General features: G+C 70.9%; 20 protein-coding genes. 17 read left to right on the forward strand and 3 right to left on the reverse strand.

Going from position 1 to position 23143, the window contains the following annotated elements:
* Window positions 1-10 precede the first annotated feature (10 nt).
* Together R3E98_15925 and R3E98_15930 are read right to left on the reverse strand one after the other, a co-directional pair.
* Window positions 11-412, reverse strand: coding sequence for an SxtJ family membrane protein (locus R3E98_15925; protein ID MEZ4424900.1), 402 nt, complete (start codon window positions 410-412; stop codon window positions 11-13).
* Entirely contained in the window at window positions 385-2211 is a 1827-nt protein-coding gene (locus R3E98_15930; protein ID MEZ4424901.1) for a carbamoyltransferase, read from the reverse strand. Before R3E98_15930 ends, R3E98_15925 begins: the two co-directional genes overlap by 28 nt.
* Window positions 2212-2754: 543 nt before the next feature.
* Between R3E98_15930 and hisG the strand changes: the two genes are divergently transcribed.
* The 10 genes from hisG to R3E98_15980 all read left to right on the forward strand — a co-directional run bounded on the left by hisG (window position 2755) and on the right by R3E98_15980 (window position 12436).
* Entirely contained in the window at window positions 2755-3618 is an 864-nt protein-coding gene (gene hisG, locus R3E98_15935; protein MEZ4424902.1) for an ATP phosphoribosyltransferase, read from the forward strand.
* Entirely contained in the window at window positions 3615-4910 is a 1296-nt protein-coding gene (gene hisD, locus R3E98_15940) for a histidinol dehydrogenase (GenBank protein ID MEZ4424903.1), read from the forward strand. Before hisG ends, hisD begins: the two co-directional genes overlap by 4 nt.
* Complete coding sequence (locus R3E98_15945; GenBank protein ID MEZ4424904.1) at window positions 4907-5965, forward strand: aminotransferase class I/II-fold pyridoxal phosphate-dependent enzyme; 1059 nt, start codon at window positions 4907-4909, stop codon at window positions 5963-5965. The genes hisD and R3E98_15945 overlap by 4 nt, the downstream gene beginning before the upstream one ends.
* Window positions 5962-6555 carry an imidazole glycerol phosphate synthase subunit HisH gene (gene hisH / locus R3E98_15950; GenBank protein MEZ4424905.1) on the forward strand — a complete coding sequence of 198 codons (594 nt, stop codon included), beginning with the start codon at window positions 5962-5964 and terminating at the stop codon, window positions 6553-6555. Before R3E98_15945 ends, hisH begins: the two co-directional genes overlap by 4 nt.
* A complete protein-coding gene (locus R3E98_15955; GenBank protein MEZ4424906.1) occupies window positions 6552-7262 on the forward strand; it encodes a 1-(5-phosphoribosyl)-5-[(5-phosphoribosylamino)methylideneamino] imidazole-4-carboxamide isomerase in 711 nt (236 codons plus the stop codon). Before hisH ends, R3E98_15955 begins: the two co-directional genes overlap by 4 nt.
* Window positions 7259-7801: an imidazoleglycerol-phosphate dehydratase gene (locus tag R3E98_15960; GenBank protein MEZ4424907.1), complete on the forward strand. Its 543-nt coding sequence runs from the start codon at window positions 7259-7261 to the stop codon at window positions 7799-7801. The genes R3E98_15955 and R3E98_15960 overlap by 4 nt, the downstream gene beginning before the upstream one ends.
* Window positions 7802-7805: 4 nt before the next feature.
* Entirely contained in the window at window positions 7806-8570 is a 765-nt protein-coding gene (hisF, locus tag R3E98_15965; protein MEZ4424908.1) for an imidazole glycerol phosphate synthase subunit HisF, read from the forward strand.
* Window positions 8567-9190 (forward strand): bifunctional phosphoribosyl-AMP cyclohydrolase/phosphoribosyl-ATP diphosphatase HisIE, encoded by a 624-nt coding sequence (gene hisIE / locus R3E98_15970; protein ID MEZ4424909.1) that lies wholly within the window; start codon window positions 8567-8569, stop codon window positions 9188-9190. The genes hisF and hisIE overlap by 4 nt, the downstream gene beginning before the upstream one ends.
* Window positions 9191-9360: 170 nt before the next feature.
* Window positions 9361-10497 (forward strand): protein-glutamine glutaminase family protein, encoded by a 1137-nt coding sequence (locus R3E98_15975; GenBank protein ID MEZ4424910.1) that lies wholly within the window; start codon window positions 9361-9363, stop codon window positions 10495-10497.
* A gap of 136 nt (window positions 10498-10633) precedes the next feature.
* Window positions 10634-12436 (forward strand): ABC transporter ATP-binding protein, encoded by a 1803-nt coding sequence (locus R3E98_15980; GenBank protein ID MEZ4424911.1) that lies wholly within the window; start codon window positions 10634-10636, stop codon window positions 12434-12436.
* 119 nt (window positions 12437-12555) lie between these two features.
* Here R3E98_15980 and R3E98_15985 read toward each other — a convergent pair whose 3' ends face one another.
* Window positions 12556-12885 carry a rhodanese-like domain-containing protein gene (locus tag R3E98_15985; protein ID MEZ4424912.1) on the reverse strand — a complete coding sequence of 110 codons (330 nt, stop codon included), beginning with the start codon at window positions 12883-12885 and terminating at the stop codon, window positions 12556-12558.
* 238 nt (window positions 12886-13123) lie between these two features.
* Here R3E98_15985 and R3E98_15990 point away from each other — a divergent pair, with 238 nt between their 5' ends.
* From R3E98_15990 to R3E98_16020, 7 genes are all read left to right on the forward strand, one after another.
* Entirely contained in the window at window positions 13124-13327 is a 204-nt protein-coding gene (locus tag R3E98_15990) for a hypothetical protein (GenBank protein ID MEZ4424913.1), read from the forward strand.
* Between the two features lie 106 nt (window positions 13328-13433).
* Window positions 13434-14315, forward strand: a complete 882-nt coding sequence (locus R3E98_15995; protein MEZ4424914.1) for a prohibitin family protein — start codon at window positions 13434-13436, stop codon at window positions 14313-14315.
* A gap of 94 nt (window positions 14316-14409) precedes the next feature.
* Window positions 14410-15063 carry a hypothetical protein gene (locus tag R3E98_16000; GenBank protein ID MEZ4424915.1) on the forward strand — a complete coding sequence of 218 codons (654 nt, stop codon included), beginning with the start codon at window positions 14410-14412 and terminating at the stop codon, window positions 15061-15063.
* Entirely contained in the window at window positions 15060-16121 is a 1062-nt protein-coding gene (locus tag R3E98_16005; protein ID MEZ4424916.1) for an aminopeptidase, read from the forward strand. Before R3E98_16000 ends, R3E98_16005 begins: the two co-directional genes overlap by 4 nt.
* Window positions 16122-16206: 85 nt before the next feature.
* Complete coding sequence (gene leuS, locus R3E98_16010; protein MEZ4424917.1) at window positions 16207-18675, forward strand: leucine--tRNA ligase; 2469 nt, start codon at window positions 16207-16209, stop codon at window positions 18673-18675.
* Between the two features lie 190 nt (window positions 18676-18865).
* A complete protein-coding gene (locus tag R3E98_16015; protein ID MEZ4424918.1) occupies window positions 18866-21187 on the forward strand; it encodes a DPP IV N-terminal domain-containing protein in 2322 nt (773 codons plus the stop codon).
* A gap of 264 nt (window positions 21188-21451) precedes the next feature.
* Entirely contained in the window at window positions 21452-23140 is a 1689-nt protein-coding gene (locus R3E98_16020; GenBank protein MEZ4424919.1) for an L-histidine N(alpha)-methyltransferase, read from the forward strand.
* Window positions 23141-23143: the final 3 nt, after the last annotated feature.

Consider the following 23143-nt stretch of genomic DNA (forward strand, 5'->3'; position numbering starts at 1 on the left):
CGTAGGACGATCAGAACTTTCGTTGCATCGAGGCCCCACGCGTCTCCTCGCGTGCGACCCAGTAGCTTCCCCCATGCGCCCGGTGCGCAATGGGATTCTTCCCGACGACCCGGGCCAGCGCCCCGATCGGTGCCACGACCCCGTAGAAGACCACCCCCATCAGGATCGGGGTCGTGAACCTGGAGATGGCGTGCGCCATACGCATCCAGCCGCGCTCTACGGGTCCCAGGCGCGTGGGCGCGAGCAGCGCAGCTCCGAGCAGCAGGAGCGCGAGCCCGCCGAGCACGAGCGGAGAGAGCGTGTGCCCTCGCCACCAGGCAACACCGGACAGGACCGCAAAGGCCCCTCCGACGGTGCCGCCGAAGCGCCGGCCCTCGGCGGCGCTCAGTCGAGGGGGATGTCGGTTCTCCAATCGACCTCCTCCGTCCAGGCGGGTTGACCCTCCTTGGACAGCAGAAACGGACCGACCACCAGGTGGTCCATGTGGGTACGCATGAAACAGCGGTAGGCGTCGGCGGGAGTGCAGACGATCGGCTCGCCGCGGACATTGAAGGACGTGTTGACCAGGACCGCGCAGCCCGTGCGGGCCGCGAATGCGGTGAGCAGGCCGTGGTAGTCCGGGTTGGATGCTCCGTCCACAGTCTGGATGCGAGCCGAGTAGTCCACATGCGTGACGGCCGGTATGTCCGAACGCGGGACGTTCAGGAGGTCGATGCCCCACAAGCCGTCTGATCCCTCGGGCAGTGGGAGCCGCCGATGCTCCCGGACGGGGGCGACCAACAGCATGTACGGCGACGCGCGTTCGATCTCGAAGTAGTCGGACACGCGATCGACGAGAACACTCGGGGCAAAGGGACGGAAGCTCTCCCGGAACTTGATCTTGAGGTTGAGCTGCGCCTGCATGCGCGGTGAGCGGGGGTCGCCGAGGATGCTGCGCCCACCCAGCGCCCGCGGACCGAACTCCATCCGACCCCGGAACCAGCCGACGACCTGTTCGTCGGCGAGCAGCCCGGCGACGCGTTCGAAGAGACATGCGTCGTCGAGGCGCTGATACGGCGCACCGACGCCGTCCAGGTAGGCCTGGATCTCGGCTTCGGAGAACTCGGGCCCCAGATACGAGCCCTGCATGGCATCACGCCCCGGACAGACGGTGCGGGGCTGCCCGAAGTGGCGGTGCCAGGCCAGGAGCGCCACGCCCAGCGCGCCGCCGGCATCTCCGGCCGCGGGCTGGATCCAAAGGTTCTCGAACGGCCCCTCACGCAGCAGCCGTCCGTTTCCGACGCAGTTGAGCGCCACGCCGCCGGCCAGGCAGAGGTTCGGCAGGCCGGTCTCGCGGTGCACCGTGCGCGCCATGCGCAGCATCACCTCCTCCGTCACCTCCTGGACGGACCGCGCCAGATCCATCTCGCGCTGGGTCAACGGCGCTTCAGGCCGGCGCGCCGGCCCGTCGAAGAGCTCGGCCATGCGATCGTTCGTCATGGTGAGCCCGGTGAGGTAGTTGAAGTAGCGCTGGTTCAGGCGGAAAGAGCCGTCCTCCTTCAGGTCCATCAGCTCGGACAGGATGACGTCCACGTAGCGGGGCCGTCCGTACGGTGCGAGGCCCATGACCTTGTACTCGCCGGAGTTGACCTTGAAGCCCGTGAAGTACGTGAAGGCGGAGTACAGGAGGCCCAGCGAATCCGGCCAGTGCAGCTCCTTCAGCAGCTCCAGGTCGGAGCCCCGCCCCACACCGAACGAGGTGGTGGCCCACTCCCCCACCCCGTCCATGGTCAGGACGGCAGCCTCCTCGAACGGCGAAGGAAAGAATGCCGATGCGGCGTGCGACTCGTGGTGCTCGGCGTAGAGCACGTCGCCTTCGAAGTCCAGGGCCTCGCGGATCTGGCCGTCGATCCGCAGTCGGTCCGTCGCCCAGAGCGGCGCGGCCTTCAGGAACGAACGGAACCCGCGGGGCGCCACGCCGAGGTAGGTCTCGAGGATGCGCTCGAACTTGAGGAGCGGCTTGTCGTAGAAGGCAACGGCACCCAGATCGGCGGGCGTGAGGCCCGCGTGGCCGAGGCAGTATTCGACGGCTGCGGCCGGGAACGACGCGTCTCCCTTCTGGCGGGTGAAACGCTCTTCCTGCGCCGCCGCCACGACCCGACCCTCCTGTACGAGACAGGCAGCGGAGTCGTGATAGAAGGCGGAGATCCCTAGAACGGGCCTGCTGGACATGATCCTACGGGGGGTTGGGATGATGAAGGTAACGCGACGGGGCCGCACCTCGCACGCTTTGCCAGGATCAGACCGGCCGGACGCTCGTTGCCAACCTCCGGCGGCTCCGCCAGATACGCAGATCGGGCGTCCGTCGGACCCGCGGCGTTGTCGCGTCGACCCGACAGGAGCGTCGCGTCACAGCGTCGCCTTCGGGAGAGCAGGACGGACGCCTGCAACCGGAACAGGTGGCGCGTCTTTCATGCATCGCAGCGCCGCCCGTGTGACGGCGCCTCGCACGCGACGAGCGTTCCCGTTGTCCCTGTGCCGGGAGAGCTGCCGCCTTCTTGACCGGACCCGCTGCCGCCGCTACCCCTTTCTGCATGAGCTCCGCGCGCCACCATCATCCCCACGGCCACGTGCCGACCCGGACGGGTCCGGCGGTCGTGGAGGTGCATCGCTAGCCCGCGCGAGCCCCACGAACCGACCGAAGGCCCGTCCCCGGGGGGACGGGCCTTTTTTCGTTCCCCCCGCCGGGCCGCACACGAAGGAGACCGGAATCCGATGACGAGGATCGCACTCCCCAACAAGGGGAGGCTCGCCGAGCGTGCCCTGGCGCTGTTCGAACAGGCGGGGCTGCCGCCCAGCTTCCGCGCCGAGCGCGCGCTGGTGGCCGGCCTGGGGCGCGGCTATCAGGCCATCTTCGTACGCGCGCAGGACATCCCCGAGTTCGTGGCCGACGGGGCCGCCGAGCTGGGCATCACCGGCGCCGACCTCATCGAGGAATCCGGGCGTGAGACGACCGAGCTGCTCGACCTGGGGTTCGGGCGCTGTCGCCTGGTCGTGGCGGCCAAGGACGACGCGCCCCTCTCTTCCCCGGCGGAGCTCGCGCCCGGCACGCGCGTCGCCACCTCCTTCCCTCGGCTGGCGACCCGCTACTTCGAGTCGCTGGGGGTGGCGATCCGCATCGCGCCGGTGAGCGGCGCCGCGGAGATCGCCCCACACCTCGGCGTGGCCGACGTCATCGTGGACCTGAGCTCCACTGGCTCGACGCTGCGCGTCAACGGGCTGAAGGAGATCGGCACGATCCTGGACTCGACGGCGCGCCTGGTCGCGAATCCGCCGGCGTTGGAGGAGGCACGCACGCGAGACCCGATCGACGCGCTGGTGGCCGCGCTCGAGTCCGTGCTGCGGGCGGAGAAGAAGCGCTACCTGATGGCCAACGTGCCCCGGGACCGGCTTGAGGAAGTGCGCGCACTGCTGCCGGGCATCTCCGGGCCCACCGTGGTGGACGTGCTGGATCGGGGCTCGTGGGTCGCTGCCCACGCCGTCGTCGACGCGGACGATGTCTTCGAGACCATCGCCCGCCTGAAGGCCCTCGGTGCCGAGGGAATCCTGCTCACGCGCATCGAGAGGTTGATGCCATGAGGCTGAGGATCGACGGGACCCTGGACGGACTCGACCGCGCGGCCCGCGAGCACCTGCGGACACGGCGACCGGCCGATCAGGCGGATCTGGCCGAGCGGGTGGCGGCGATCGTGGCGCGCGTGCGCAGCGAGGGCGATCCCGCCCTGCTGGAGTACGCGCGGACGCTCGACGGCGCCGAGTTGGAGAGGCTGGACGTGCCGCGGGAGGCCTGGCGGGCCGCCGCTGACCGGCTGGACACAGGCGCGCGTCGCGCCCTGGAGCGCGCCACCGGCAACCTCGAGCGCTTCCATCGGGCACTGATCCCCCCCGACGTCCGGGCCGAGCCCGAGCCCGGCGTCGCCCTGGAACGCCGCTCGGTGCCTGTGCGCCGCGTGGGCGTGTACGCACCCGGCGGCCGCGCAGCCTATCCGAGCAGCGTGCTCATGGGCGTCGTCCCCGCGCGGGCCGTGGGCGTGTCGGAGGTGATCGTCTGCTCGCCCCCGGGGAAGGACGGGCGCGTGAGCGACGCCGTGCTGGCCGCGGCCTGGATCGGGGGTGCGGATCGCCTGTTCGCGGTCGGCGGCGCGGGTGCCATCGCCGCGCTCGCGTACGGGACGGAGACGATCCCCACGGTGGACGTCGTGGTGGGTCCCGGAAACCGCTGGGTGAACGAAGCCAAGAAGCAGGTGGCCGGCGAGGTGCGCATCGATTCCCCCGCCGGTCCTTCGGAGCTGCTGGTGCTCGCGGACGGGAACGCCGAGCCGACCGTCGTGGCGCGCGAGCTGGTGGCGCAGGCGGAGCACGACCCCGACGCCGCCGTGGTGCTCGTCACACCGGACGCTGCGCTGCTCGAGGGTGTGCGCACCGCGCTGCGCGCCGAGGTGGCCCGCGCGGAGCGCAAGGAGGTGGTCGAGGCGTCGCTGGCGGCGCACGGCGCGTTGCTGCGCGCGGACGGCTTGCGGGCCGCCACGGAGTTCGCGAACGAGTACGCGGCCGAGCACCTGCTCCTGCTCGTGGACGAGCCCGGTCCCACGCTCGCCGCGTTGCGCACGGCCGGCACCGTGTTCGTGGGCGCACACAGCTCGGTCGCGTTCGGCGACTACCTGACCGGAGCCAACCACGTGCTTCCCACCGGGGGGCGGGCCCACGCCTTCTCCGGCCTGTCGAGCGAGCATTTCCTGCGATCGTTCACGGTCCAGCACGTCTCGGCCGCGGCCGCGGAGCGGATGGCGGCGGACACCGGTGCCCTGGCCGATCTCGAAGGACTGCCGGGACACGCCTACGCCGCCCGCGCGGCGGGAGGGCTCGCATGAGCTTCCCCCGCAGCGCGCTCGCGGGCCTGCACCCGTATGCCCCCGACCCCACCCCGGTCGACGTGGACCTGTCCGACAACACGAACCTGTGGGGTCCGCACCCGGCCGCGCTGGCCACGCTGGCCGGCGCCGCCGCCGGGGTCGCGCGCTACCCGACGGCCTACGGGGATCCGGTCCGCCACGCCGTCGCGCGGCGCTTCGGCGTGGATGTCACGTGCGTGACCACCGGCTGCGGCTCGGACGATCTCATCGATGCGGCCTTCCGGGCCTTCGCCGAGCCGGGCGAGGCGCTCGCCTACCTGGCACCCACCTTCTCGATGGTGGAGCACGCCGCCGTCACCAACTCGCTGGAGCTCCGGCCGTCCGTGGTGGATCATGCCAACGGCGGAGCCCTCCCCGACCCCCGGGCGCTGCTGACGCGGCGCCCGGCCCTCGTCTACGTGTGCTCCCCCAACAATCCCACCGCCACGGCTCTGCCGGAGGCGTGGCTGCAGGCGCTCGTCGACGCCGTGGAGGCGGAGCCGGACGGTCCGGTGTTGCTGGTGGACGAAGCGTATGCGGAGTTCTGCGGGCGCAGCGTCCTTCCCGCCGCAGCGGAGCGCTCGCGCACGCTGGTGCTGCGCACGCTGTCGAAGGCCTACGGCCTCGCTGGGCTGCGGGTGGGGTACGCGGTCGGCGCCGAGCGCCTGGTCGTGGAGCTCAACAAGGCCCGGGGGCCCTTCAAGGTCGGCGTGGCCTCCGAGCAGGCGGCCGCCGCTGCGCTGCTGGACGAGTCCGGCTGGCTCCAGGACGTCGTGACACAAACGCGCGCGCTTCGTGCCCGACTCGTGACCGCGCTGGACGCGCAGGGGTGGGAGTCGCTGCCGTCCGACGCCAACTTCGTGCTCATCCGCGTTCCCGAAGGTGCGCGGGAGGCCGTCCACGCGCGGCTCACCGAGCGGCGGGTGGGGGTGCGGAGCTTCCGCTTCGCCGACGGAACGCACTGGATGCGGGCCACGGTGGGACCGTGGCCGCTCATGGAGCGCCTGCTGGAGGCGCTGGGGGATCTGCGATGAAGGTCGCGCTCTTCGACTACGGGGCCGGCAATCTGCACTCGCTCGCGAAGGCGCTGGCGCGCTTCGGTGCCGACGTCCGCGTCACCTCCGACTGGAGCGCCGCGCTCGACGGTGATGCGCTCGTGCTGCCGGGCGTGGGATCGTTCCAGGCCGCCGTGCGGAGCCTGCCTGCGGACCCCACCCCGGTCCGTGCGGCGCTCGCGGGCGGGCACCCCTGTCTGGGCATCTGTCTCGGCATGCAGCTGCTCTTCGAGCAAAGCGAGGAGGGGGAAGGGATCGGACTCGGTCTCGTGCCGGGCCGCGTGCGCCGTTTGCGTTCACCGGTCGTGCCCCAGATGGGCTGGAACGACGTGGAGACCGGACCCGACCCGCTGTTCGCCGTCGACGCGCCGCTGATCGCCTACTACGCCAACTCCTTCGTGTGCGAACCCGCCGATCCGAGCCATGTGATCGCATGGTCGGAGTACGAGGGCGACCGCTTCGCAGCCGCTGTCCGCGCCGCCCACACGTGGGGCGTGCAGTTCCACCCGGAGAAGAGCTCCCGGCCGGGACTCGCCCTCATCGAGCGCTTCCTGGAGACCGTGCGATGATCGTCGCCGCCGCCGTCGACATCCGGGAGGGACGCTGTGTGCAGCTGGTGGGGGGCGATCCCGGCGCCGAGCGCATCTCGCTTCCGTCGCCGCTGGAGGCGGCCCGGAACTGGGTGGGCCAGGGCTTCCGCCACCTGCACGTGATCGATCTGGACGCCGCGTTGGGCTCGGGCACCAACGACGCGCTGATCGACCCCATCCTGCCGCTGTGTGAGGATACGCAGGTGGGCGGCGGCGTCCGCACGGACGAGCGCGCGCACGCGCTGCTCGCCGCCGGCGCCGCGCGCGTGATCGTCGGCACCCGCGCCCTGCACGACCCGGAGTGGCTGCGCGGGCTCGCGGAGCGCCACCCGGAGCGGATCGTGGCCGCGGCCGACGTCCGCGACGGGATCGTCGTCGCGCACGGCTGGACCCAGGGGAGCGGTCGGACCCTCGACGACGTGCTGGCTTCCTGGCGGGACCTGCCCCTGGCCGGGGTGCTCATGACCGACGTCTCCCGGGAGGGAGCCATGCAGGGTCTGGACGGCACCCTGGTGGAGCGCGCACGGGCCGCCACCCCGCACGCCCTGCAGGTCGCCGGCGGCATCGGCCACATCGGCGATGTGCGCCGTGCGCACGAGGCCGGTGCGGACGCGGTCGTCCTGGGGATGTCCATCTACACCGGCGCGATCGACGTGGACGCGCTGCTGGAGGAGTTCACGCTGTGAAGCGAGTGGAGCGGCAGACGCGCGAGACCACCATCCGCGTGGGCGTGGCCCTGGGCAACGGCCCGGCCCGGATCGACGTGGAGAACGAGTTCCTCCGGCACATGCTCGACACGTTCGCGCGCTATGCGGGGCTGGAGCTGGAGCTGCACGCCCGGGGCGACCTGCATCACCACACCGTGGAAGACGTGGCCATCACCCTCGGGCTGGCCCTGAAGGACCTCACACCCGCCCGGGCCACGCGCTACGGGTGGGCCGCCGTCCCCATGGACGACGCCTGGGTGGACGCCGCGCTGGACCTGGGCGGCCGGGCCTGGTACGGCGGCACGCTCCCGTCCCGGCTCTATCAGCACTTCCTGCGCAGCCTCGCCTTCGCCATGGACGCGACGCTGCACGTACAGGTGGTCCGCGGCTTCGACCGCCACCACATCGTGGAAGCGGCCATCAAGGCCACGGGGCTGTCGCTGAGGCAGGCGATCGCCGAGGGGGACCAGCTGTTCTCCACCAAGGGCGCGGTCGAGATCCGCCGCACGGAGGACTGAGCCGGTGCTGCGACCGCGATTGATCGTTTGTCTGGACGTGAAGGACGGCCGGGTGGTGAAGGGTCGGCGCTTCCAGGGGCTGCGGGACGTCGGGGATCCGGTGGAGCTGGCCGCGCGGTATGAAGCCGACGGCGCGGATGAGATCGTCTTCCTGGATGTGAGCGCGACGCTGGAGAACCGCGGCACCTTCCTCGACACCGTGACGCGCACGGCGGAAGCCCTGTTCGTGCCGCTGACGGTGGGTGGAGGGGTGCGCTCCGTGGAGGACATCGCCACGCTGCTGCGTGCCGGGGCGGACAAGGTGGGTCTGAACAGCGCCATCGTGCGGGATCCCGCCCTGCTGGGTCGCGCCGCCGATGCGTTCGGATCGCAGTGCGTCGTGGCGAGCGTCGACGCCGCCCGGGTCCCCGGGGAGACGCCGCCCCGCTGGACCGTGCACACGCACGGGGGCAGCCGCCCGGTGGAGCGGGAGGGTGTGGCCTGGGCGGTCGAGTGCGCCGAGCGCGGCGCGGGCGAGGTGCTCCTCACCTCCATCGACCAGGACGGCGCGCGCACCGGGTACGATCTCGACCTGCTGGCCGCCGTCTCGGGGCGCGTGCACGTGCCCGTGATCGCCTCGGGAGGAGCGGCCCACGCCGGGCACCTGTACGACGGGCTCGTGCGCGGCGGCGCGGCGGCCGTTCTGCTCGCGGGCGTGCTGCACGATGGACTCACCACGGTACAGAGCCTCAAAGAAGGGCTCCACGAGCGAGGAGTGCACGTCCGATGACCCTCCCCCTGCCCATCCGCACCCCCGACGATCTCGAGCCGCTGCGCTTCGGCGGACCGGATGGCCTGGTGCCCGTCATCGCGCAGGACCACCGGAGCGGAAGGGTCCTGATGCTGGCCTGGGCCAACCGCGAGGCCCTCGAGCGCACCCTGGAGTCGGGCGAGCTGCACTTCTGGTCGCGCGCGCGCCGGCAACTGTGGAAGAAGGGGGAGACGTCGGGCAACGTGTTGCAGGTGCGGGCGCTGTCGGCCGATTGTGACGCCGACACCGTGCTGGCCCAGGTCGATCCGACCGGGCCCGTGTGCCACACCGGCGCGCGGACCTGCTTCGGCGACCGGAGCAGCGGGGGGCTCGTGGACCGGCTGTGGCGTCGCCTCGAAGCCCGGAAGGACGCCGATCCGGCCACCAGCTACACCGCGGAGCTGTTGCAGGACGAGAACCGCCGGCTCAAGAAGCTGGGGGAAGAGGCCACGGAGCTGGTGGTGGCGCTCGCCCGCCGGGAGGGCACGCGGATCGACGAGGAAGCGGCCGACCTGCTCTACCACACCCTGGTCGCGCTCCTGGGGGCGGGCCGCGACCTCGACGACCTCCTGGGCGCGCTCGCGGCGCGGGAGCGGTAGGGCGCCGGCCTCCGTCCGGAGCGCCCGCCTTCCCGCGCGTCTACGACATGGGGCGGGCGGCCCCCGCAGAGTGACCCGTGCCGCGCCCCGCCGCGGGGGTTAGGATGGATCGGTCCCCTTCACGCGCGGCCCTTTCCCGTGCAGCGGTGCGCTGAGCCGCAGGAGGCACCATGGCGCTCGAGAATGCCCTCGTCGGACGCCCCATCCGCCTGGAGCCCCCCTTCGAGGGATCCGGTGCGGACATGCTGCGCAGGAATCCGGACGGCGTGCGGGTGGTCCTCGCGGAAGGCGGAGACGCCCGGATCGTTCCGGGCCCTTCCGCCGCCGGGTGGTTGGAGATCCTGGAGGACCTGCGCCGCCGCGGCGCCCCCGTGTTCCTGGAGACGGAGGACGGCGAGCCGGTCGTCATCCGGCTGCTGCTGCCGCTGCCGGTCACCGTGTCGGGCCTCACCGATCGCGGCGACCAGATGGACGTGCAGCTCCACCCCTCGCACGCCCGCTTCCGCCTCCGCCGCGCCAACCCCGACTTCGGTGAGCTGGTCGACGCGCTGCGCGACGCCGAGATGCGCGGGTCGCGACTGCTGGTCACCGCCACGGACGACCACGAGATCATCGATGTGCGCGTCGACACCGGCGGGGCCGGCGGGGGCGGCTCGGAGCTGTGGGGCGCGGCGGAGGAGCCGCTGCGCTTCGAGCCGGACCGCTGGCTGGATGCCTTCCTGGAGGCGCTGCGCCGCCTCCTGCGTTGGCTGCTCTGCTGGTTCCGCTGCGTCTCGCCCCGGCGGGCCCAGGAGCTGTTCGACCTCGCGGCCGCCCGCTCCTGCGACCCGCTGGCCGTGCCCGTTCCCTGCATCCCCTTCCTCTATCCGGACGACGGGTGTTGGGGTCGGGCCCACGAGATGTGCCGGCTCTTCCTCCAGCACGGCGTGCGTCCCCGCAAGGTATGGATCTACGGGGGGCTGCACGTCGAGACCCGCAACAACCCCAGTTGCTTCGTCAACTGGTACTGGCACGTGGCACCGATCGTCTGCGTGCGCGGGAGGCTCTTCAGGACGCGACAGATGGTGATCGACCCCGCCCTGTTCGACGCCCCGGTCACCGAGGCGACCTGGAAGAGCGTGCAGGGCGATCCCGGTGCCGTCCTCGAACGCTCCGACGCGGAGATCTTCTGGCGGAGCCAGGGCGGGACGAGCACGCAGACGGACCCGACGTATCAGCAGGCCGAAAGCGTCCTGGCCACCTATCGGCTCTTCCTCAAGAACCGGGCGCTGAGCTTCGGACCTCCGCCCTACGCGGGCTGCCCCTGAGCGAGGGGCGGTCGGGGCGCACGGGCGTCGCGGCCGGCGGGATCACGGGTCGGAGAGCGCCCGGCACCGCCAGCGTGCCGGGCCGTGACCGCCACCGGAACCGCTCCCCCGGGCTCGGGTAGCGAGCCACCTCCTTATGGCCCTTCCCGCACCCGTCCAGGAGGAGGAAGCGCTCGGCAAGGCGTACGACGCCCGCCTGATGCGCCGGCTCCTCGGCTATCTGCGCCCGCACCTCCCGCTCGTCGCGCTCGCCATCGTGGTGCTGGTGGCGGCGTCGGCCCTGGAGGTGGTGGGGCCGTGGCTCACCCAGCGCGCCATCGACGACGCCATCCCCGCTGGCGACACCCGCTTCCTGGGCCGGCTCGCGCTGCTCTACCTGGGCTCCCTGGTCGGGGTGTTCCTGACGCAGTACGCGCAGCAGATCCTCACCACCTGGCTCGGCCAGAAGGTCATGCAGGACCTGCGCACGGAGATCTTCTCCCACCTGCAGCGGCTCGACCTGCGGTACTACGACAAGAACCCGGTGGGCCGTCTGATGACGCGCATCACCAGTGACGTCGAGACGCTGAACGAGCTGTTCAGCTCGGGGATCGTCACGGTGTTCGGCGACATCTTCACGTTGGTCTTCATCGTGGTCGCCATGCTGCGCATGGATTGGCGTCTGGCGCTGGTCACCTTCACCGTACTGCCGTTCGTGGCCGTGACGGCGTTCGTCTTCCGTGCCAAGGTGCGCGTGGCCTACCGCGACATCCGCGTCCGCCTGGCCCGGATCAACGCCTTCCTGCACGAGCGCCTCACGGGCGTGCGGGTGGCGCAGCTGTTCAACACCGAGGCCCGCGACCGGGCCACCTTCGAGGCCCTCGATCGCGACTACCTGGAAGCGCACCTGCGTTCGATCACCTACTACGCGCTGTTCTTCCCCCTGATCGAATTGTTCACGGCCACGGCCCTCGCGCTCATCCTCTGGTGGGGCGGCAACGAGGTGCTCGGCGGCGCCCTGCAGGTCGGGGTGATGGTGGCGTTCATCCAATACGCCCGGCGGTTCTTCCGCCCCATCCAGGATCTGTCGGAGAAGTACAACCTGCTCCAGGGCGCCATGGCGTCGTCGGAGCGCATCTTCACACTGCTCGACGCACAGCCGGCCATCGCCGAGCCCTCCGACCCGGTGTCGCTCCCCGAACGGCTGGAAGGCCGGGTGGAGTTCGAAGGCGTCTGGTTCGCCTACGGGTCGGACGAGGAGGGTGAGCCGGACTGGGTGCTGCGCGACGTGAGCTTCGTGGCCGCGCCGGGCGAGAAGGTGGCCATCGTCGGTCACACCGGGGCGGGCAAGACCACCATCATCAACCTGCTGATGCGCTTCTACGAGCCGCAGCGCGGTCGGATCCTCGTGGACGGCATCCCCATCGACCGTCTACGCTCTCGCGAGTTGCGCGCCCGCATCGGTCTGGTGCTCCAGGACGTGTTCCTGTTCAGCGAGGACGTGCGGGCCAACATCCGACTGGGCGCCGAGGGCATCGACGATGCGCGCGTGCGGTTCGCGGCCGAGCAGATCGGAGCCGCCCCCTTCATCGAGCGCCTCCCGGCCGGATACGAGCAGGCGCTCGGAGAGCGCGGGGCCTCGCTGTCGGTCGGGGAGCGGCAGCTGATCTCGTTCGCCCGCGCGCTCGCGTTCGATCCGGCCGTGCTGGTGCTGGATGAAGCCACCAGCTCCGTGGACTCGGAGGTGGAGGCCCGGATCGAGGCGGCCACCGATCGGTTGATGGACGGGCGGACCTCGTTGGTGATCGCCCACCGCCTCTCCACGGTGCAGCACGCGGACCGGATCCTCGTCCTCCACCACGGGGCCCTGGTGGAACAGGGCAGCCACGCGGAGCTGCTGGCCCAGGAAGGACTCTACGCACGACTGTACGAGCTGCAGTTCGTACGCTCGGCCGCGTGAGGATCGACGGCGACCGGCCGGCCGGACGCGGCCGGCGACGCGGCGGCCCTGAGGGCCGGTCCGGGCGCGTCCGCTGCCGGGTGGGCTCGCCCGCCCCTGCGGTCCGCGGTGCTCGGGGGCTAGTACGAGCGCAAGGAGGGGTCGACCTGGTCCTTCCAGGCCAGGATCCCGCCCTGCAGGTTGAACACCTTGTCGAAGCCCTGGGCCTGGAGCATGCCGACGGCCCAGGCGCTCCGCGACCCCGACCGGCAATAGACGACGATGTTGTCGTCGGGATCGAGCTCGTCCATCCGGTCCGCGAACTCCCCGGTGGGCATGCGGACGGGTGCGTACTCGCCGAGATCCGCGATGCTCCATTCCAGCGGCTCCCGAACGTCGACCAGCACCAGAGGCTGGCCCTGGTCGAGACGCTGCTTGAGCTCGCTGGCGGTGATCTCGGGTACGGCCATGGCGGGTGCCCTGTCGTTCGAGGGGGGATGCGCGTTGCCAACGGTCGTCCCCCACGCCCCTCCTGGCAAGGCTGACCCGCCCGATCGGGACCACGCGCCGTCGGCCCCTTCCCGGGTCTCCGCGGGGGGCCGCCCCCTCCGGACGAGCCGCGGCGCGGGGGCGGCCGGACCCTCCGGACACGCAGGGCGTGGGAGGCTCGCGGGGGTCGCCCCCTCCCCCGATCCGCTAGCTTGCCTCATGCGCTACCGCATCGTCATCCGCCATGGGCATCCTCGCCAGCGCTACCACACGCTGGAGGTGGACGCCGCCGACCTGGCCGCCGCTCTCGTGGCCGCGGCCCAGCGCTTGCCTCCCGACCTGGTCGCGACGGCCGACCTGGCCGAGGTCCGCGAAGCGCCGGATCCCGAGGGCCGCGCCTACCTGGAGGAACCCTCCCCGTGAAGAAGCCACCGGTCGCACCCGTAGCCTGGCAGACCGGAACGTCCCCCGAGCCGCGGGTGTGCGGGTTCTCGCCCGGGCGCGCCGATCGACCGCAAAGGAGCGTACGATGGGCCTGATGATCGTGGCAGTCCTGGTGATCCTGATGGGCGGCGTGGTCCGCATGGCCGGATCCCGCAGCAAGTCCCCCGGCAGCGCCAAGGTGGCCAGCTACCTGTTCATGCTGTTCGGCCTCTTCCTCGCCTTCGCCAACACCGTCACCATGGTCGACGTGGGCGAGGTCGGCGTGGAGCACTTCCTCGGCAATGTGAAGCCGCAGCCGCTGGATCAGGGCGTCCACGTGATCAATCCGTTCGCGACGGTCACGAAGATGTCCATCCGCGAACAGGCGTTCCCCAGCGACGGGTCCGTGGAGCGCATCGAGGCCCAGACCTCGGAGCAGCTCACGGTGATGCTCGAGGTGTCGCTCCTGTTCCGCCTGGACGGCAGCCGGGCCCCGGACCTCTACCAGCGGCTGGGGACCGAGCAGCAGATCAAGAGCAGCATCGTCCTGAACGCGGTCAGGAACGGGGTCCGCGACGCCGTGGCCACCAAGTCCATCAATGAGATCTTCTCGCCCAACCGGCGCGAGATCGCCGCCGAGATGCGCTCGGCGATCCAGGCCAAGGCCGGAGACCGCATCGAGGTGCTGGACGTCTTCGTGCGCGACATCCAGGCCCCCGACCTGGTGCGGGGCGCCATCGAGGAGAAGCTCCAGCGCGAGCAGCAGGTGGCCGCCGAGCGCTTCCAGACGGAGATCATCCAGGAGAAGGCGCGGCAGCAGGCCGAGGAGGCCAAGGGCATCGCCGAGGCCCAGCGGATCATCTCCGAGGGGCTGACGCCCGCGTACCTGACCTTCTACTACATCCAGCAGCTCTCCAGCCTGGGAGAGGGCAACGTGGTGTACGTGCCCACGGAGGGCGGGATCCCGCTCATCCGCAACCTGCGCTGACCGCGGACCGTACCAGGGAGCAGCGGGGGCGGCGTCCGGCCGCCCCCGCCTCCGCGAGGGCCCTCGGGCCGCCGCCAACCCCGGGAGGACGTTCGTGGTCCGCACCTTTCTCGCCCTGGCCACCCTGCTGCTGTCGGGCTCGGCCGTGGGACTCGCCTGGTGGCTCCGCGACCGCCCCGACCTCGAGACCGCGCGCTCCATCCTGGTCAACCTGGGCACCGAGTTCTTCGGCATCGTGGTGACCGTTGCCGTGGTGGACTGGCTCTTCGAGCGGCGACGCATGCACGAGCGCGCGCGCGAGCTGGCCTGGAGCGTCCTCCACGACATCGAGCGCGTGGTGCGCGTCTGGCAGGGTGGCCCTCCCGGGATGGAGTCGGACGAGCTGTTGGGCCTGATCACGTCCATCGAAACGGACGATACGCCGTCGGAGAGCTGCCAGGCGCTCCTGGTGCACCTGGGGCAGCGCAGTCGCGAGCTGTCCGACAAGGAGCCCCGCACCATGGCGGCGTCCCCCCCGCTCAAGGGGGCGTTGCAGGAGTTGGGCGGCCTGCGTTCGCTCCGTGACGGATCCAGCCCCACCTCCGTGCGGATGGTGTCCGAGATCCTCGACACGTCGGCCGTGCAGCTCGGAAAGGTGCTGGGCCTGTCGACGCAGCGGTTCCCGGCCGGACTGATCCGTTTCCGTGATCCCGCGCCCGAGGCGCAGGAACGGCGCTACCGCGAGCTCCGGAACGAGGTGGCCCGGTGAGGCGCACGCTGCTGCCGCTACTGGCCGTGTGGCTGGTGGGCTGCTCGCCGCTGTACGTGATCCGGGCCGGATGGGCGGAGGCGCGTATCCTGGCCGGCCGTCGACCCCTGCCCGAGGTCATCCTGGACCAAGGCACCGACGCGCGGCTCCGGGGCAAGCTCACGCTCACCCGCGAGGCCCGCACCTTCGCGCGCGAGTCGCTGGGCCTCGAGATCGGCGGAGCGTTCACGTCCTATACGCACCTCGAGCGCGACACGTTGGCCATGGTGGTATCGGCGGCCTACCGCACCCGGCTCGCACCCAAGACGTGGTGGTTCCCGATCGTCGGACACGTGCCGTACCGCGCCTACTTCGACTTCGAGGCCGGCGCGCGGGAGCGGGACAAGCTGGACGCCGAAGGCTACGACGCGCTGCTCCGCCCCACGTCTGCCTTCAGCACGCTCGGGTGGTTCGACGACCCGCTCCTGTCCACCACCGCCCGGGCCGACGAGGTGGGCCTGGTGGAGACGATCCTGCACGAGCTGTCGCACACGCACCTCTTCGTGCCGGGGCAGGTGCAGTTCAACGAGAGCTTCGCGCAGTTCGTCGGCAACGCCGGCGCCATCATGTTCTTCTGCACCCGATCGGGCGGCGGGGAGGACACGGTCTGGTGCCGCCGGGCCCGGGCACGCTGGCGGGACGAGATCCGCTTCTCCCGGTTCCTCGATCCGCTGGTGGCGGAGCTGGAGGCGCTCTACGGCCGCACCGACCTGTCCGAGGCGGAGATCCTGGAGGACCGGGAGCGTGTCTTCGCCGCAGCGCGGACCCGCTTCCGCGACGAGGTCCAGCCGACCTTCGAGGCCGGGCGCTACCAGGCCTTCCTGGATCAGCCGCTGGACAACGCCACCCTGCTGGGCCGGATGCGGTACTACCACCGGCTCGCCGACTTCGACGCGCTGTGGGCCGGCGAGGGCGGGGATCTGCGGGCCACCGTGGCCCGGATCGCGGCCGAGGTGCGGGAACGATCCGACCCCTTCGACGTCCTGCCCCGCGGGAGCGGGGGCGGCGGCGGGCGCTGAGGGTCCGGGCTTCCGCGACTGGACAGCCGCTGTACGTTAGGGATTCTCCAGCACAGCGCTGGCATCCACGAGTCCCGGATACGTCATGGCGAGCGAGACCCGCACGGCCTATTCCCCCGCGGCCGTCGAACAGAAGTGGCAGGGGATCTGGGAGGAGCGCGGCACCAACCGGCGGACCGCCGCGGAGCTGCGCGCCGGCGCCGACCGCCCCTACTACAACCTCATGATGTTCCCCTACCCCTCCGCGGAGGGGCTGCACGTGGGCAACATCTACGCCTTCACCGGCGCCGACGTACACGGGCGCTATCGCCGTCTGACGGGCCAGGACGTCTTCGAGCCGATCGGGTTCGACGCCTTCGGCATCCACTCGGAGAACTTCGCCCTGAAGGTGGGCGTGCATCCGATGGACCTGATCCCGAAGAACGTCGCCAACTTCACGCGCCAGCTGCGCCGCATCGGGGGCATGTTCGACTGGGCCCACACGGTCGACACCACCGACCCGGCCTACTACGCCTGGACGCAGTGGATCTTCGTCCAGCTGTTCAAGGCCGGCCTGGCGGAGCGCAAGGAGGCGCCGGTCAACTGGTGCCCGTCCTGCATGACCGTGCTCGCCAACGAGCAGGTGATCGCCGGCGCCTGTGAGCGCTGCGACACCCCGGTGGAGCAGCGGCGCATCGCGCAGTGGTTCTTCAAGATCACCGACTATGCCGGGCGCCTGCTGGACAACCTGGAGACGCTGGACTGGTCCGACACCACGCGGAAGGCCCAGCAGAACTGGATCGGCCGGAGCGAAGGCGCGTCGATCCACTTCCCGGTGGTGGGCCTGGACGCCCGCATCGAGGTGTTCACGACCCGGCCCGACACGATCTTCGGCGCTACCTACATGGTGCTGGCGCCGGAGCATCCGCTCGTGGACGCGGTGACCTCGGCGCCTCGGCGGGCGGAGGTGGCCGCGTATCGGGATCAGGCCCGGCGCACCGACCTGGTGAGCCGGCAGAAGGCGGACAAGTCCAAGACGGGGGTCTTCACGGGCGGGTTCTGCGTGAACCCGGCCACGGGGACGCAGGTCCCCATCTGGGTGGCGGACTACGTGCTGATGGGCTACGGCACCGGCGCCATCATGGCGGTCCCGGGTCACGACGAGCGCGACTTCGACTTCGCGACGGCGTTCGCGCTGCCCATCGTACGGGTGGTGGCGGCCCCGGAGGAAGACGGGACCACACCGCTCACCGAAGCGTTCGTGGACAACCAGAACGGACGGCTGGTCAATTCGGGTCGCTTCGACGGTCTGGCCGTGGCCGACGGGAAGCGGGCCATCATCGACTGGCTGGACGCGGAAGGCCTGGGCGAGCGCCGGATCAACTACCGCCTGCACGACTGGTGCATCTCGCGACAGCGGTATTGGGGTCCTCCCATCCCGATCGTGTACTGCGACACGTGCGGCCCGGTGGCCGTGCCGGAATCCGACCTGCCGGTGCTGTTGCCGCGCGTGGAGGACTTCAAGCCGGACGACTCGGGCATCAGCCCACTGGCGCGCGTCGAGAGCTGGTACCGCACGTCGTGCCCATCGTGTGGCGCCGACGCCCGCCGGGAGACGGACGTCTCGGACACGTTCCTGGACTCGGCCTGGTACTTCCTGCGCTATCCGTCCACGGACTGGGACGATCGACCCTTCGACGCGGAGGTCACCCGCCACTGGCTGCCCGTCGACTGCTATATCGGAGGCAACGAGCACGCCGTCCTGCACCTCATGTACGCGCGCTTCGTCACCATGGCACTGCACGATCTGGGGCACCTCGATTTCGAGGAGCCCTTCACGCGCTTCCGCGCCCACGGTCTGATCATCCGTGAGGGCGCCAAGATGTCGAAGAGCAAGGGCAACGTGATCGTGCCCGACCCCATCATCGAGGAGTTCGGAGCGGACACGTTCCGTCTGTACTTGATGTTCCTGGGGCCCTTCGAGGAGGGTGGCGACTACCGCGACGAGGGCATCCAGGGCCCCTACGGCTTCCTGCACCGGCTGTGGGAGAGCGTGTTGTCGGTGGTGGAGTCGGAAGCCAACGGCGTGGCGCCGGCCCCGGATCCGGACGTCGAGCGCAAGCTGCACCAGACCATCGCCCAGGTGAGCGAGCAGGTGGCCCAGCTCCAGTACAACACCTCCATCGCCGCCCTGATGGAGTACCTCAACGTGGTGCGAGCGGGGGGCCGGGCGTCCTGCCGCGCCGAGGTCGAGCCGTTGGTGGTGCTGGTCGCCCCGTTCGCACCGCACATCGCCGAGGAGCTGTGGGCGCGCCTGGGCCATGAGGGCAGCCTCTTCGCCGGGGCCCCGTGGCCCGCGTTCGATGCCGACAAGGCGCGCGAGACCGAAGTGACGGTGGCCGTGCAGGTGAACGGGAAGACCCGCGCGACCGTGGCGGTCCCGGCCGGTGCCGACCAGGCCACGGCCGAGCGGGTGGCGCGCGCCGATGCCGGCGTGGCCCGTCACCTGGACGGCATGACGGTGCGGCGGGTCATCTACGTGCCGGAGCGCCTGCTCAACTTCGTGGTGGGCTGATCCGGAGAGGCGGCCACCCCGGCCGCCGAGGGTCGTTCCGGGCCGTACGTGCGGCGGCGCGCGTGCGGCCCGGCGTCGCTCCGGTCGCCGGCCAGGGTGCGCAGCGGCGCGCGCGGGGTATCTTGGAGCCGTCGCCGTGGGCGCCGGCAGGGCGCCTCGCGGGTGCGCGCACCTCGATCCGGACACCCCGATGTCGCTCCGTCTCCTCGCCGTGGCCCTCGTCTGTGCCCTCGCCTCCGCCCCGGCCCGGCCGCTCCAGGGCCAGGGCGCGCCCCGGCCCTACACGCCGGATTCGCTGACCGCGGCGGACTACCAGCACGCCGAAACCCTCCTGGGCACGTCCACGGCGCCGCTCATGCGGGGCGCGCTCGTACGACCCACCTGGGTGGATGGCAACGTCTTCTGGTACCGCACCCGGACCGAACGCGGGTTGGAGTTCGTGCGCGTGGACGCCGAGCGCCGTCGCAAGGAGGCCGCGTTCGATCACGAGGCGCTGGCCGCCGCGCTCGGCACCGCGACCGGGTCGGACATCGATCCCTGGAATCTGCCCTTCGCGGGGTTCGAGTACGTCCCGGGAGGCCTGCGGGTGCGGGTGCAGGGGACGGTCTGGGAGTGCGCCACCGGCGGCGCCTGCCGCGCCGCGGACAGCGCGGTGCCGACCAGCGCCGTCGTCTCCCCGGACGGCAACAGGGCCGCCTTCATCCGCGACCACAACCTGTGGGTGCACGACATCGCCTCCGGGACGGAGCGGGCCCTGACGCGTGACGGCGTGGAGGACTTCGGCTACGCCACCAACAACGCCGGATGGGTGCGCTCGGACCGGCCCGTGCTGCTGTGGTCTCCCGATTCACGGAAGATCGCCACGTTCCAGCACGACGGCCGGGGCGTGGGGGAGATGACGCTGGTGTCCACCAACGTGGGACACCCCGAGGTCGACACCTGGAAGTACCCGCTTCCGGGGGACTCCGTGGTGTTCCGCATCGAGCGGGTGGTGATCCACGTGGACGACGCGCGCGTGGTGCGCCTGCAGATGCCGGCCGACATCCACCGCTCCACCATCTGCGACCACATCTACTGCAACGGCACCTTCTCCGACGTGGAATGGAGTCTGGACAGCCGTCAGCTCGCCTTCGTGTCGTCCAGCCGGGACCACAAGGAGGCGGTGCTGCGGATCGCCGATCCCGAGACCGGAGCCGTGCGCGACGTCCTGGACGAACGGGTGGAGACCTTCTTCGAGTCCGGCAACGACATGGTGAACTGGCACATCCTGGCGGACGCCAACGAGGCGCTGTGGTTCTCCCAGCGTGACGACTGGGGCCATCTCTACCTGTACGACCTCGGCACCGGTGCCCTGAAGCGGCAGGTCACGCAGGGTCCATGGAACGTGCTCCAGGTGCGGCACCTGGACCGGGAGGAACGGGAGCTGTGGTTCACGGGCTCGGGACGCGAACCCGGGGATCCGTACTTCGAGTACTTCTACCGGCTCGACCTGGACAACGGCCGCGTGACGCTGCTCACACCCGACAGCCTCCACCACGACATCTCCATGTCCCCCTCGGGCCGTTGGTTCGTGGACACGGGCTCCACGCCGGTCTCCCCGGGCCGGAGCGTGCTGCGCGATGCCCGCGGACGCGAGGTGCTGCGCCTGGAGGAGCCGGACATCTCGGCGCTCGTGGCCTCCGGCTGGCAGCCCCCCGAGCCGTTCACGGTCAAGGCGCGCGACGGCGTGACCGACCTCTACGGATTGCTGTACACGCCCTCCGACCTCGACCCCGATCGCGCCTACCCGGTGGTGAACTATCTCTATCCGGGACCCCAGACCGGCAGCGTGGGGAGTCGGGCCTTCAACCCGTCGCGGCGGGATCATCAGGCGCTGGCCGAGCTGGGCTTCGTCGTGGTCGAGCTCGACGCCATGGGCACGCCCATGCGCTCCAAGTCCTTCCACGCGGCCTACTACGGCGACATGGGCGACAATGGCCTGCCCGACCAGGTCGGCGGCATCCGTCAGCTCGCCGCCGACCGCCCCTGGATGGATCTGGACCGGGTGGGGATCTGGGGTCACAGCGGCGGGGGATTCGCCTCCACCGCCGGGATCCTGCGCTACCCGGACTTCTACAAGGTGGCGGTGTCGCAAGCGGGGAACCACGACAACCGCAACTATGAGGACGACTGGGGCGAGAAGTGGCAGGGCCTGCTGGAGACGCGGCCGGACGGCACGACCTCCTACGACAACCAGGCCAACCAGCTGCTCGCGGGCAATCTGAAGGGGAAGCTCCTCCTGGCGCACGGCACCATGGACGACAACGTGCCTCCCTCGAACACCCTGTTGGTGGCCGATGCCCTGATCGCCGCCGGGAAGGAGTTCGACCTGATCATGATGACCAATCGCCGCCACGGCTTCGCCAACGAGCCCTACATGATGAAGCGGCGGTGGGACTACTTCGTGCGTCACCTGCTGGGCGCCGCGCCTCCCGCCGACTTCCGCTTCGGCGCGAATCGCCCGGTGTCGTAGGGAGCGTATATCCTGCGGGAGGGAGAGCCGGCGTCGATCGTCGGCTCTCCCTCCACAGCGCATTGGACAGGGCGGCCTCCGCGCGCTACACATACGTCTTGTTCAGCCGTCCCCCGCATCCTCGCGTGATCAGGTCGCTCTGCGGGTGAATCGCCCCACCAGGACCGGGCGCGGACACGTCCCGTGCCGCCTGGCCGCCCTCGATCCCTGCGCGTTTGGACGGCGCCGCTCCCGCGCCTCGTTCCCCACGTCCGACCCGGAGTCATGACCACCCAGAACGCCACGACCCCTCCCGACGTCTCCGATCTCCCTCCCCATGTGGCCGAGCGCGTCGAGCGCATCTGGTCGCTCGCCTATCAAGCCACCACCACGGCCGACCTCCAGGATCTCTACGCGGAGTGGTCCGCCACCTACGACGAGGACCACGACGCGATCGGGTTCTTCGGACACCATCGCACCGCCGAAGTCCTGCAGCGACACCTGAACCGCCCGGACGTGGCCCGCGTCCTCGACGCCGGAGCGGGCACCGGGGCGGCGGGCGAGGCCCTGCACGCGCTGGGATTCCGGGAGCTGCACGCCGTGGATCTCTCCCCCGCGATGCTCGACGTGGCCCGGGCCAAGGGCCTCTACCGCAGCGTCGGGGTCGCCGACCTCTCCGTGCCGGTGGATCGCTACCGGACGGATTCCTTCGATGCCGCCGTGCTGGTGGGGGTCTTCTCCTACGGGCAGGCCCCGGCGGAGGCGTTGGACGAGATCCTGCGCCTGGTCCGCCCGGGCGGCCTCGTCGTCTTCACGCTGCGGACGGACTTCCATGAGGAGGACGCCATGGGCGTGCGCTCCCGCATGGAGCGCCTGGAGGCGGAGGGGATCTGGTCGCTGGTCGAGTGCACGGACCCGGAGCCGTACCTGCCGGGCAAGGATCCGGACGCGCGCTTCCGCGTGTGGTGCTATCGCGTCACCGGTGCGCCGGACGCGGAGGTGGAAGACGGCTTCGCCGAGGCTGCGCGCGACGCCTTCGCGTCCGACGACGGCGTGGTGCGCTTCGACCACGCCTGGATCTGGGACTCGGTCGCCTCCCGCCTGTACGATCGCTACACCCGCACGGACGAGTACTACCTGTCCGGATGTGAGGAGGAGATCCTCGCGAGCCACGCCCGTGACATCTGGGACGAGGAGAGCCTGCTGGTCGAGCTCGGCTGCGGCTCGGCCCGCAAGATCTCCCACGTGCTGGAGGTCTGCGCCTGGGCCGCGCAGGAACCGGTGACGTACATCCCCATCGACGTCTCGCAGGGTGCGCTCGACAGCACCGAGCAGGACATCCGCGCGCGCTTCGGCGAGCGCGTGCGGGTCGACCCGCGTCAGGGTCTGTTCGAGGACGTGCTGGCCGGCATCCCGGCCCGGCCGCGCAAGCTGCTGTTCTTCCTGGGCTCGTCCCTGGGCAACCTCGAGTCGATCCCCGAGACGGTGGCGTTCCTGCACCGACTGCGCGAGCGCATGGGCCCGGAGGATCGCCTCGTGGTGGGTGTGGACCTGGACAAGGATGCCGAGGTCCTGGACGCCGCCTACAACCGCAACGAAGCGTGCCGCCGCTTCTTCGCCCACATGGTCAGGCGCATCAACGAGCACCTGGGTGCCGACTTCGATCCGCGCGGCTTCGAGCTTGCCTCCACCTACGTGGCGGAGCCCGAGCATCGCGGCATCCGCACGCGGCGGGTGAACCTGCGGGTGGCGCCGCGGGAGCCCCAGAGCAGCTGGATCACCGCGCTGGAGGAGGAGGTGCGCCTGGAGGCCGGCCAGCCCATCCAGGTCGGCATCTCGAGGAAGTTCACCCCGGCCGCGCTGCTGGCGCTGGCCCGGGCCGCCGGCTTCAGCTTGCGCCGGCAGTGGCTGGACCGGCGCGGCTGGTTCTCGCTGAACGAGCTGCTGCCCGGGCCGCTCACCGAGCCGGCCTGAGAC

It is taken from the genome of Gemmatimonadota bacterium, assembly GCA_041390125.1.
GTDB lineage: Bacteria > Gemmatimonadota > Gemmatimonadetes > Longimicrobiales > Gaopeijiaceae > JAGQIF01.

Excerpts from the sequence above, each read along its gene's own strand:
- R3E98_15930 (MEZ4424901.1), bottom strand. The coding sequence starts at position 2,211 with ATGTCCAGCAGGCCCGTTCTAGGGATCTCCGCCTTCTATCACGACTCC.
- hisG (MEZ4424902.1), top strand. The coding sequence starts at position 2,755 with ATGACGAGGATCGCACTCCCCAACAAGGGGAGGCTCGCCGAGCGTGCC.
- hisD (MEZ4424903.1), top strand. The coding sequence starts at position 3,615 with ATGAGGCTGAGGATCGACGGGACCCTGGACGGACTCGACCGCGCGGCC.
- R3E98_15945 (MEZ4424904.1), top strand. The coding sequence starts at position 4,907 with ATGAGCTTCCCCCGCAGCGCGCTCGCGGGCCTGCACCCGTATGCCCCC.
- hisH (MEZ4424905.1), top strand. The coding sequence starts at position 5,962 with ATGAAGGTCGCGCTCTTCGACTACGGGGCCGGCAATCTGCACTCGCTC.
- R3E98_15955 (MEZ4424906.1), top strand. The coding sequence starts at position 6,552 with ATGATCGTCGCCGCCGCCGTCGACATCCGGGAGGGACGCTGTGTGCAG.
- hisIE (MEZ4424909.1), top strand. The coding sequence starts at position 8,567 with ATGACCCTCCCCCTGCCCATCCGCACCCCCGACGATCTCGAGCCGCTG.
- R3E98_15975 (MEZ4424910.1), top strand. The coding sequence starts at position 9,361 with ATGGCGCTCGAGAATGCCCTCGTCGGACGCCCCATCCGCCTGGAGCCC.
- R3E98_15980 (MEZ4424911.1), top strand. The coding sequence starts at position 10,634 with ATGGCCCTTCCCGCACCCGTCCAGGAGGAGGAAGCGCTCGGCAAGGCG.
- R3E98_15985 (MEZ4424912.1), bottom strand. The coding sequence starts at position 12,885 with ATGGCCGTACCCGAGATCACCGCCAGCGAGCTCAAGCAGCGTCTCGAC.
- R3E98_15990 (MEZ4424913.1), top strand. The coding sequence starts at position 13,124 with ATGCGCTACCGCATCGTCATCCGCCATGGGCATCCTCGCCAGCGCTAC.
- R3E98_15995 (MEZ4424914.1), top strand. The coding sequence starts at position 13,434 with ATGGGCCTGATGATCGTGGCAGTCCTGGTGATCCTGATGGGCGGCGTG.
- leuS (MEZ4424917.1), top strand. The coding sequence starts at position 16,207 with ATGGCGAGCGAGACCCGCACGGCCTATTCCCCCGCGGCCGTCGAACAG.
- R3E98_16015 (MEZ4424918.1), top strand. The coding sequence starts at position 18,866 with ATGTCGCTCCGTCTCCTCGCCGTGGCCCTCGTCTGTGCCCTCGCCTCC.
- R3E98_16020 (MEZ4424919.1), top strand. The coding sequence starts at position 21,452 with ATGACCACCCAGAACGCCACGACCCCTCCCGACGTCTCCGATCTCCCT.